At 71.9% G+C, this 9,783-nt stretch carries 11 protein-coding genes; 2 read left to right on the forward strand and 9 right to left on the reverse strand.

Translation table 11 applies throughout. The annotated features are described in order from the left end of the window. Window positions 1–3: 3 nt before the first annotated feature. From AC07AZ_RS26660 to AC07AZ_RS26675, 4 genes are all read right to left on the reverse strand, one after another. The gene (locus AC07AZ_RS26660) at window positions 4–438 is read right to left on the reverse strand and encodes an ATP-binding protein (RefSeq protein WP_478851987.1); all 435 of its coding nucleotides are present in this window, start codon (window positions 436–438) and stop codon (window positions 4–6) included. Between the two features lie 273 nt (window positions 439–711). Beyond that, the gene (locus AC07AZ_RS26665) at window positions 712–1,128 is read right to left on the reverse strand and encodes a hypothetical protein (protein WP_478851989.1); all 417 of its coding nucleotides are present in this window, start codon (window positions 1,126–1,128) and stop codon (window positions 712–714) included. A 101-nt stretch (window positions 1,129–1,229) separates the two neighbouring features. After that, window positions 1,230–1,502: a DUF4190 domain-containing protein gene (locus AC07AZ_RS26670; protein WP_478851991.1), complete on the reverse strand. Its 273-nt coding sequence runs from the start codon at window positions 1,500–1,502 to the stop codon at window positions 1,230–1,232. Between the two features lie 3 nt (window positions 1,503–1,505). Further along, window positions 1,506–1,670 carry a hypothetical protein gene (locus tag AC07AZ_RS26675; RefSeq protein WP_478851993.1) on the reverse strand — a complete coding sequence of 55 codons (165 nt, stop codon included), beginning with the start codon at window positions 1,668–1,670 and terminating at the stop codon, window positions 1,506–1,508. Between the two features lie 264 nt (window positions 1,671–1,934). On the opposite strand from AC07AZ_RS26675, the gene AC07AZ_RS26680 reads away from it, so the two are divergent. Further along, on the forward strand, window positions 1,935–2,222 hold the full coding sequence (locus AC07AZ_RS26680) for a DUF4190 domain-containing protein (RefSeq protein WP_478851995.1): 288 nt from the start codon (window positions 1,935–1,937) through the stop codon (window positions 2,220–2,222). Window positions 2,223–2,330: 108 nt separating this feature from the next. On the opposite strand, the gene AC07AZ_RS26685 is transcribed toward AC07AZ_RS26680, so the two are convergent. After that, complete coding sequence (locus AC07AZ_RS26685; protein ID WP_478851997.1) at window positions 2,331–4,244, reverse strand: AMP-dependent synthetase/ligase; 1,914 nt, start codon at window positions 4,242–4,244, stop codon at window positions 2,331–2,333. Window positions 4,245–4,396: 152 nt separating this feature from the next. On the opposite strand from AC07AZ_RS26685, the gene AC07AZ_RS26690 reads away from it, so the two are divergent. Next, entirely contained in the window at window positions 4,397–4,630 is a 234-nt protein-coding gene (locus tag AC07AZ_RS26690) for a DUF6480 family protein (RefSeq protein WP_478851999.1), read from the forward strand. Window positions 4,631–4,651: 21 nt separating this feature from the next. Here the strand turns inward: AC07AZ_RS26690 and AC07AZ_RS26695 are convergent, their stop codons facing one another. The 4 genes from AC07AZ_RS26695 to AC07AZ_RS26710 form a co-directional block, all read right to left on the reverse strand. Then, on the reverse strand, window positions 4,652–5,740 hold the full coding sequence (locus AC07AZ_RS26695) for a glutamate--cysteine ligase 2 (protein WP_478852001.1): 1,089 nt from the start codon (window positions 5,738–5,740) through the stop codon (window positions 4,652–4,654). A 108-nt stretch (window positions 5,741–5,848) separates the two neighbouring features. Further along, window positions 5,849–8,101, reverse strand: coding sequence for a 1,4-alpha-glucan branching enzyme (glgB, locus tag AC07AZ_RS26700; RefSeq protein ID WP_478852003.1), 2,253 nt, complete (start codon window positions 8,099–8,101; stop codon window positions 5,849–5,851). A gap of 3 nt (window positions 8,102–8,104) precedes the next feature. After that, window positions 8,105–9,463, reverse strand: a complete 1,359-nt coding sequence (locus tag AC07AZ_RS26705; protein WP_478852005.1) for a maltokinase N-terminal cap-like domain-containing protein — start codon at window positions 9,461–9,463, stop codon at window positions 8,105–8,107. Window positions 9,464–9,492: 29 nt separating this feature from the next. After that, window positions 9,493–9,783: alpha-glucosidase C-terminal domain-containing protein (locus tag AC07AZ_RS26710; protein WP_478852007.1), on the reverse strand; the 291-nt coding region annotated here is incomplete at its 5' end.

Below are 9,783 nucleotides of genomic sequence, written 5' to 3' on the forward strand. Positions count from 1 at the left end.
GCCTCACCAGGGCAGGAAGACGTGGATGTCCTTGCCGGTCCCGTCCGGGACCACGCTGACCTGGTCGCAGAGGGTGTGTATCAGGTGCCAGCCGATCCCGCCGCCGCCCCGGCTGGGGTGGAAGGGGCGCGGCGCCGGCGGAGTGGTGTTGGTGTCGCGCATCGTCACGTGCACTCCGTCGAAGGTGCGGCGCATGCGCAGTTCGAAGGGTCCTGGGGCGTACTGCACCGCGTTCGCGGCCAGCTCCGTGACCACCAGGAGTATGTCGTCCCAGTACTCGGGCGCTGCCGGCGGCGAGGCCCGCGAGAGATCGTGGAGAAACTTCTCCGCCTCAAGGCGTGCACCCGTCACATTGCGCAGCTCACCCGCGAAGCGCGAGGTGCGCATGGAGATCTCCTCAGCAGCCAGTGTGTCGTCCCAGTGTGGCTCGGTTGCCATCGTGCCTTCCTCGGCCCGCCGTCCGCGGGGCTGGTCGTCCTCTCTCCGGTGTCGTTCGGTTGACAAGTTCCCAAGCCCGCAGAGCCTACGCGCCCGGTCTCGGCCTCAGCTCACGAGTGGGCGACGCCGACGGGCGCGCCTGGGGGTCCGGCCGCGACGCCCGGCGAGCGTGCCGCGGGGCTCCGGGGACGGTTCCGCCGTACACACGCGACAGCCGCACACACGCGGCGGCCGTAGACCCCCGACGGCCGTACAACGGCGACCACGGTGGCCTCAGGCGACCGTCCGGTCGGCGCACACCGTGTCGTGGGCGGTCCCGCGCGACTGCCAGGCGTGCAGACAGCACGCGTCGTGCAGTTCCCGCCAGCCCCGCTCCACCTCGACCGCCAGACTTCCCGTGCCTCGGCAGTCGGGGCCGTGGGCGACGCCGTCGGAGTTCTCCCAGAACCGGCAGCACGGCTCGGGCACCGGTAACGGTGAGCGCGGGCCCGACGCGACGCGCCGGTACCGTGTCACCACCCGTGCCTGCACGCGCCGTTGACGGACCACCGTGGCCCCGAGGGCGAGCACGCCGAGAGCGAGGAGGGCCGTCGGCGCCCACAGCCGGCCGCCGGCGCACCACGCGCTGCCGGCGCCGGTGAGCAGGGCTTCCGCAGAACGGACAGGTCGGCCACGGCGGTGGTCGGTCATCGGCGGCGGTTCCCCTCGTACGGTCGTGTCTGTTTCTCACTCCGCTTGTGACGAACCGGCCGAAGTAAACCTCCGCGGGCCGGGAAACGCGAACCGCGTGCTCAGCCCACGGCCGTCCAGGCCGGGCCGCCGTTGACCGCCATGAGGACGACGAGGACCAGTACGTCCGCGATACCCAGGCCCAGCCCGAGCAGGGCCCGGAAACGCCGGGGGGTGTTCCTGCGCAGGGCCATCACGGCCAGGACGATCGCGATGGGGCCCAGGACGATGTTCATGACGAGGAGGCCGACCAGGCCGAGGACGAAGGACGCGACGGCCATGCCCTCGGTGTCCCGTCGTCCCGTCCGCTGCCGCGGTGGTGCGGTGAACCGCATGACTCAGCTCCTTCCCGCCGTGCTCCGCCGCCGGCGCTCCCGGACGGTGAAGACGGACAGCCAGACGACGATCACCACGCTGAGGGCCAGCGTGACCGGCCAGGGCAGATAGGCCACCGAACCGAGGACGAAGGCCAGCAGGATCACTGCCACGATCAGGAAGAGCACCGCTCGCCTCCCGCCTCGAACCGGTCCGGCCAACAACGGAGTTCGCTACTTCGCACCATGCGGCTACTGGTTTCCCGTGCCGCGCGGGTCACTCCCCGCGGCGGCAGGGTGTCCGAGACACAGCCATGTCGGCCGTGCGCCAGCGGTCCGCGTCAACGCCCTTGAATACGGGGCGAATTGGCGGGCACCCGAAGGGCGGAAAGGCGAAACGCGCTCCGCGGGGGAGCGTTCGGGAATCCAACCACTCCACACCGGGAGAATGTGATGACGAGTTACGGCAGTTCCTCCGCCGCGTCTTCCAGGTCGCGCACCAATGGTCTGGCCATCGCGAGCCTCATCTGCGGAATCATCGGCGTGTTCTTGCTGAACGTGATTCTCGGACCGATAGCGATCGTGCTCGGCGTCGTCGGAATACGACAGGCGCCGGCCAAGGGCGGGGCCGGAATGGCCAAGGCCGGTGTCGTGCTCGGCATCGTCGACCTGGTCCTCTTCGGCATTCTGCTCGCCGTGTCAGCGGCGAACGGCGGGTTCACCTGGTATGTGGGTGGCTGACCCACAAGACCGCGCGGGAAAAGCGAGAACCGAAGGGCGCACGCCGGTGACCATCCGGCGGGCGCCCTTCGGCATGTCCCCCAACACGGGCTCAGCGCCATGCGATTGTCATCGGAACACGTTGTCGGAGTCGTCCCAGCTCGACATTTCGTCCTGCCCGTTCTGCGCGGTCTGCCGCGGCGGACGGGCGCGCGCCTGGTACATCGCGTCGATCTCCAGGGCGTAGTGCCGAACGATCGCGTCCCGGCGCAGTTTCATCGACGGCGTCAGCAGACCGTTGGAAAGATCGAACGGCTCGGGAAGCACCCGGAAGACCCGGATGGACTCCGACCGGGAGACGGCGCTGTTGGCCGCCGCGACGGCCCGCGCGAGCTCCTCCCGCAGCGCGTTCTCCTCCCGCGCCTCGCGTGCCTGCGCGTCGCTCTGCATGGCCAGCGACCCCCGCCAGTGCGTCAGGTACTCCGGGTCCAGGGTGATCAGCGCGCCCACGCAGGGCCGGTTGTCGCCCACCACGACCGCCTGGTGCACCAGCGGATGCATCCGCAGCCGCTGCTCCAGCGAGGAGGGGGCGACGCTCTTCCCGCTGCTGGTGATGATGATGTCCTTCTTGCGGCCGGTGATCGTCAGATACCCCTCGGAGTCCAGCCGTCCGATGTCGCCGGTGGCCAGCCAGCCGCCGCGCAGCGCCGCCCGCGTCCCGGCGTCGTCGTTGATGTAGCCCTGGAACACGGACGGTCCGCGCACCAGGATCTCCCCGTCGTCGGCCACCTGCACGCCCGTGCCGGGCAGTGCCTGCCCGACGGTCCCGGACTTCTCCCGGCCCAGGGGCTGCATGGTGATCCCGCCGCTGGTCTCGGTCAGCCCGTACCCGTCGTGCACGTAGAGGCCGATGCCCTCGTAGAACAGCGAGAGATCACGGTTCAGGGGCGAGCCGCCGGAGGTGGCGCGGCGGGCCCGGCCGCCGAACACGGCGCGCAGCCTGCGGTACACCGTCCGCTCGTACACCGCGTGTTGCAGCCGCAGGTCGAGGCCGGGGCCGGGCCCCTCGCCCAGCCGCTGCCGCTCGTTGGCGGCGGCGAAGTCCCGGGCGGTGCCGGCCGCCCGCTCGAACAGGGCGCCGCGGCCGGACTGCTGGGCCGCCCGCAGGAAGTTCTTGTAGATCTTCTCGAAGACCGAGGGGACGGCGTAGAAGTAGGTGGGTCTGAAGCTCTGGAGTGCCGAGGCGAGCGCCGCCTCGCTCAGGTCGGGCTCGTGCGCCATGAGCAGGCCGCCGCGTATGCACAGGCCCTGGATCATGAGGCCGTACACGTGGGAGAACGGCAGGAAGGCGAGGACCGCCCCCTGTTCGCCGGGGGGCGCCGCCGTGTGTCCCCAGCCCGCCAGCAGGGTGTCGCAGGGGCTCGCCAGGCCGCGGTGGCTCAGCGCGCACCCCAGCGGATGACCGGACGTCCCGGAGGTGTAGGCGACGGCCGCGGTGGAGTCCGGCAGCACGATGCGGCGCAACGAGTCGACCGTGGTCTGCGGGATGAACGTGCCCTTGCGCACGAGCTGTTCCAGCGCCCCGGCGTCCAGCTGCCAGACGTGCCGCAGCCGCGGCAGCGCCGCGCACACCGAGCCGACGGTCATGACGGACTGCTCGTCCTCGACGACCACGGCCACACAGCCGGCGTCCCGCAGGATCCACTCGACCTGCTCACGCGACGCCGTCGGATACACCGGCACGACCTCGGCGCCCACCGTCCACAGGGCGTAGCACAGCGCCGTCCACTCGTAGCGGGTGCGCGCCATGATCGCCACCCGGCTGCCCGGCGCGATCCCGGACGCGATCAACCCCTTGGCCAGGCCCACCACCTCGTCCCGCAGCTCCACGGCCGTCACCTCCTGCCAGGCCGCGCCGGAGCCCTCGGGGCGCCGGGCGAGCAGGGGGCGGGTGGGGTAGAGGGCAGCCGTCTCGAAGAGGCTGTCGGCGAGCCCACCGGTCAGGGGCGGGGCGGACGGGGGAGGCAGGGCGAAGTCGCGCATGCGCTGCTCCTGATGAGTACGGGGTGTGACAACTCCGACGAGTACGGTCATCGGCGCTGCGAATCTAGCCCAGGCGGGACCCGCCGGGGCCGGGAACGCGGAATAGTGTCCGTGCCTTGATGATCTCGGCATCTTCGGGGGACCCGGCAGGCATGAGCCACGTGAATCCCGACCCCGAGCCCGAACGCACCACCGGTCTGGAACCGGGCGGCGGCGTACCACCGGGGGAGACCCCGCCCGCGGAGAGCAGCATGTCCGGTGCGGGCCCCCGCGACACGCACAACCCCACCAGGGGCTGGGCCAAGGCGCCGCTGACCCTCATCCTGGGCCTGGCCGTGCTGATCGCCGCCTTCTTCCTGGCGTACGCCCTCGTGCTGCTGCTGTGAGGCGGGCGGGGCGCCGCACCCTCACCCCTGCGTCTGCCGGGCGCACTCGGTGACGACGTCGTGCAGACTCCCGGAGCGCTCCAGCACCTCCCGCTGCACCCGGGCGCCGTTGCCGTGGCGCAGCAGTCGGGCGACCGACTCCTCGGCGCGGTCGAGGTCGCCGCTGTCGGTGAGAGCCTCCCCGACGTGCTCCAGCAGGGCCCGGACCACCGACTCGGCCGGCATGCGCCGCATGGTCGCGGGGTGCAGCAGTTCCCCGGTCAGCCCGGACCGGGCGGCCCGCCAGGCGGACAGCCGCCGCAGGCTCACGCTGTGCAGCGCGGGATCGGTGCCGGCCCGCCACTCGCGGGCCGCCGTCTCCACGAGCCCCCGGGCGAGGGTGGCGACGAGCACGGCGGTGTCCGAGTGCAGACAGACGTCCGAGACCCGGAGCTCCACCGTCGGGTAGGCGCGCGAGAGCCGGGCGTCGAAGTAGATCATTCCCTCGTCGAGGAGCACTCCGGTGGCCACCATGTCCGCGACCCGCCGGTGGTAGCGCTCGGCGGAACCGAAGGGCTCGGTGGGACCGGCCGAGGGCCACCGCTGCCACACCCGGCTGCGGTAGCTGCTGTAACTGGTGTCCTTGCCCTGCCAGTACGGCGAGTTGGCGCTCAGCGCGGTCAGCACGGGAAGCCAGGGCGCGATCCGGTCGAGGACGGCGACGCCCTCCTCGTCGGACTCGACGGACACATGGACATGGCACCCGAGGACCATCTGTTCCTGGGTGGCGATGCCGTACTGCTCCGCCATCCACTGGTAGCGGCGGTTGGTGCTGACCGAGGGGCTGACGGGCAGCGGCGAGGAGGCGAGCGCGGCGACCGTGCAGCCGATCTCCCCCGCGTGCCGGGCGGCCTCCTTGCGGCAGCGGACGATCTCCGCGCGCAGTTCGGCCATGTCCGACTGCGGGTGGGTCGCGAACTCCAGCATCTGGTTGTGCAGTTCCTTCTCGAAGACACCCTGCTCCGCGTCTTCCAGCTCGGCGCGGGCGAGGACGGCGGCGGACCGCGCCTGTGGCTCGCCGGTCTCCGGGTCGACCAGGAGGAGCTCTTCCTCCACTCCGACGGTGCGCACGTGACTAGAGCCCTTCTGTGACCCCGCCGGTGACGGCGGGAACGGCCAGGTCGTACGTCCCCGACTGCCCCTCGGAGGGCGTTCGGAACCTGGCGCCGCCGTCGGGCTTCACACAGCGGGGCGCGGACCGGCCGGTGTCAGCCACACCGTGGCCAGCGGCGGCAGGGTGAGCCGCAGCCGTCCCTCCTCGGCCGTGACGGGGCCGGGGAGAGCGACGCCACTGCCGCCGTAGCGCGCCGCGTCGGTGTTGAGGGCCTCCTGCCAGGCCGGGACGTCGCCGGGCACACACAGGTCGTAGTCGTGCCGGACGACGGGGGAGAGGTTGGAGACCGACAGCAGCGGGCCGCCGTCCGCGGCGAAGCGCAGGAACGCGAAGACGTTGTCCTCCGCCGCGTCGCCCACCACCCAGCGGAAACCGCCCGGGTCGGTGTCGCGCTGCCACAGCGCCGGGGCGCCCCGGTAGACGGTGTTGAGGTCGCGCACGAGGTCGCGGACCCCCCGGTGGTCCGGCTCCGCACCGTAGGCCGGGTCGAGCAGCCACCATTCCGGGCCGTGCTCCTCGGACCACTCGGAGCCCTGGGCGAACTCCTGTCCCATGAAGAGCAGTTGCTTGCCGGGGTGGGCCCACATGTAGCCGAGGTAGGCACGGTGGTTGGCGCGTCGCTGCCACCAGTCGCCCGGCATCTTCGACACCAGTGCCTGCTTGCCGTGGACGACCTCGTCGTGGGAGATCGGCAGGACGTAGTTCTCGCTGTAGGCGTACACCATCGAGAAGGTCATCTCGTTGTGGTGGTACTTGCGGTGCACCGGCTCCTTCTGGATGTACTCCAGCGAGTCGTGCATCCAGCCCATGTTCCACTTCAGTCCGAAGCCGAGCCCGCCGCTGTCCGTGGGCCGGGTCACCCCGTCCCAGGCGGTGGACTCCTCCGCGATCGTCACGACACCGGGCGCCCGCCGGTACACGGTCGCGTTCATCTCCTGGAGGAACGCCACCGCGGCCAGGTCCTCACGCCCCCCGAACACGTTGGGCGACCACTGCCCGGAGTCGCGCGAGTAGTCGAGGTAGAGCATGGAGGCGACGGCGTCGACCCGCAGGCCGTCGATGTGGAACTCCTCGCACCAGTACACGGCGTTCGCGACGAGGAAGTTGCGCACCTCGGTGCGTGCGAGGTCGAACTCGTAGGTGCCCCAGTCCGGGTGCTCGGCCCGGCGCGAGTCGCCGGGTTCGTACAGCGGGTCGCCGTCGAACCGGGCGAGCGCCCAGTCGTCCTTCGGGAAGTGAGCGGGCACCCAGTCCATGATCACGCCGATGCCGGCCCGGTGCAGGGCGTCGACGAGGTACTTGAAGTCGTCCGGGTCACCGAGGCGCGCGGTGGGGGCGTAGAACCCGGTGACCTGGTAGCCCCAGGACCCGCCGAAGGGGTGCTCCGCTACGGGCATCAGCTCGACGTGCGTGAAGCCCAGGTCCTTGACGTACGACGGCAGTTCCTCCGCCAGCTCGCGGTAGGTCAACCCCGGCCGCCAGGACGCCAGATGCACCTCGTACACCGAGAAGGGCGCCTGGTGGACGGGCACGTCCGCACGGTGTGCCAGCCACCGCGCGTCGTCCCACTCGTACCGCGACACCGTCACGACGGACGCGGTCGCGGGCGGCACCTCCGTCGCCCGGGCCATCGGGTCGGCCTTGAGGAACCGGCCGCCGTGCCGGGAGGTGATCTCGAACTTGTACCGGGCGCCCTCCCCGACGCCCGGCAGGAACAGCTCCCACACACCCGACGAGCCGAGCGAGCGCATCGGGAACGCCGTGCCGTCCCAGAAGGTGAAGTCGCCGGCGACCCGGACGCCCCGCGCGTTCGGCGCCCACACCGTGAAACGGGTGCCGCTCACCCCCTGGTGGATCATCACCTCGGCCCCCAGCGCCTTCCACAGCTGTTCGTGCCGGCCCTCGCCGATCAGGTGGAGGTCCAGCTCACCGAGGGCGGGCAGGAAGCGGTACGGGTCGTGCACCTCGTGCTCCCCGCCCGGATACGCCACCCGCAGGGTGTACGGCGGGACGGCGTCCAGCGGCAGCACGCCGGTGAACAGGCCGTCCCCCTCGGAGACGAGAGCGCTGGGGGTGCCGTCCACCACGACCTCGACCGCGCGGGCCCAGGGACGCAGCGCCCGGAACGCGATTCCGCCGGGCACCGGGTGGGCGCCCAGCAGGGAGTGCGGGTCGTGGTGGGAGCCCGACAACAGCCGATCACGGTCGGCCGGTTCCAGGGGAGGCGCGCTCCCGCGCGGCCTCCTTGCGGACTGGCGCGGGCCGCAGGGCTCGGGCGGTGAGGTGTCCTCGGGCAGTGACGTGTCACGCAGGGCCACGGGTCAGTCTCCTCTCACGGCGAGGCGTTCGATCGCCGCCATGGGTACGGGAAGCCAGTCGGGGCGGTGCCGGGCCTCGTACAGGACCTCGTACACGGCCCGGTCGGTCTCGTAGGCGCGCAGCAGCCCGTGCTTCTTGCGGGGGTCCCAGCCGGCGTGGGCGGCGTAGCCCGCGCAGTACGCCTCCCGGCAGCGGCGCGCCCATTCGGGGCGCCAGGGCCGCCGCTGGCGGGCCGCGTAGTCGAAGGAGCGCAGCATGCCGGCGATGTCCCGCACCGGGGACTGGGCGCTGCGGCGCTCGCTGAGCGGCTTGGACGGTTCGCCCTCGAAGTCGATGACGAACCACTCGCGGCCGGCCCACAGCACCTGGCCGAGGTGCAGGTCGCCGTGGATGCGCTGGGCGGGCGGTCCGGCGTCGCAGCCGGCCAGGGCGCCGAAGGCGGTCCGCAGCCCGGGAACGAACGGCAGCAGCGCCGGAACGCACCGCGCGGCGGCGTCCAGCCGCCGCGTCATCGCGGCCGCCGTGCGTTCCTTGTCGCCGTGGGCGCCGGCGGGGAACGCCGAGGCGAGCGCGAGGTGTACCTCCGCGGTGGCCCGGCCCAGGGCGTGTGCCTGCGGGGTGAAGTCGTCACCCGTGGCGAGCGCGCCGAGTGCCAGCGCCCAGCCGTCGGAGGCGTTGGGCAGATAGCGCTGGAGGACGCCGAGGGTCGCCTCCTGCGGGTGGGCCGTGCGGAACCAGGCCACCGGCGCGGGCACCCGGCGGCACCCCTGTGCGGCCAGCGCGCCCGGCACCTCCAGGTCGGGGTTGACGCCGGGCTGGATGCGCCGGAACACCTTCAGGATGAACTCGTCGCCGAACACCAGCGAGGAGTTGGACTGTTCGGCGTCCAGGAGGCGGGGCGCGAGACCGGCCGGCACCGGTACGGACGGATCGCGTTCGAAGCTCAGCGGACCCACGTCGCCCGGATGGCGCAGCCGCTCCAGGAGCAGCTGCGCCGAACGGGGGTCCTGGAGTGCGTCGTAGATCGCCATCCCGGCCAGCGGGCCGTCCGTGGCCCGGCCGACGAGCGCCCGGGACAGGCGCGGCGAGAGGTGTTCCCGCACGCCGAGCAGCAGCTGGTAGCAGTCGCCGGCCGGGCCGCCGTCGGGGCCGGGCACGCCGGTGTGGCCCGCGTGGACCAGCAGGTGCAGACAGCCCGGGTACAGCTCGGTGACGGACAGCAGGCCGAGTTCGGTGACCGGGCGGTCCTTGCCCGCGAACCAGCGCTGCCGCGGCAGCCACTCGCGCAGCAGTCCGCCGAGTGAGGCCATCGGGTCGGCGACGGCCCTGGTCCGCGGGCGAGGCGATGCGGTCTTCTGCATGATGACGGCGTCCTTTCCTCGGCACACGTTCAAGCGCGTCTGCCGATGCGGGCGGCGACCCGGGAGAGCCGGAACCAGTAGAAGCCGTGTCCCGCGAGGGTCAGGAGGTAGGGCAGTTCGCCGATGGCCGGGAAGCGGACCCCGCCGATGAGTTCGACCGGATGCCGTCCGGCGTAGGCCCGCAGGTCCAGTTCGGTGGGCTGCGCGAACCGGGAGAAGTTGTTGACGCACAGCACCAGGTCGTCCTCGTACTCGCGGAGGAAGGCGAGGACGGCGGGGTTGGAGGAGGGGAGTTCGGTGTAGGAGCCGAGGCCGAAGGC

This window comes from Streptomyces sp. NPDC043878, assembly GCF_056435735.1.

Excerpts from the sequence above, each read along its gene's own strand:
- AC07AZ_RS26680 (WP_478851995.1), top strand. The coding sequence starts at position 1,935 with ATGACGAGTTACGGCAGTTCCTCCGCCGCGTCTTCCAGGTCGCGCACC.
- AC07AZ_RS26685 (WP_478851997.1), bottom strand. The coding sequence starts at position 4,244 with ATGCGCGACTTCGCCCTGCCTCCCCCGTCCGCCCCGCCCCTGACCGGT.
- AC07AZ_RS26690 (WP_478851999.1), top strand. The coding sequence starts at position 4,397 with ATGAGCCACGTGAATCCCGACCCCGAGCCCGAACGCACCACCGGTCTG.
- AC07AZ_RS26665 (WP_478851989.1), bottom strand. The coding sequence starts at position 1,128 with ATGACCGACCACCGCCGTGGCCGACCTGTCCGTTCTGCGGAAGCCCTG.
- AC07AZ_RS26670 (WP_478851991.1), bottom strand. The coding sequence starts at position 1,502 with ATGCGGTTCACCGCACCACCGCGGCAGCGGACGGGACGACGGGACACC.
- AC07AZ_RS26660 (WP_478851987.1), bottom strand. The coding sequence starts at position 438 with ATGGCAACCGAGCCACACTGGGACGACACACTGGCTGCTGAGGAGATC.
- AC07AZ_RS26705 (WP_478852005.1), bottom strand. The coding sequence starts at position 9,463 with ATGCAGAAGACCGCATCGCCTCGCCCGCGGACCAGGGCCGTCGCCGAC.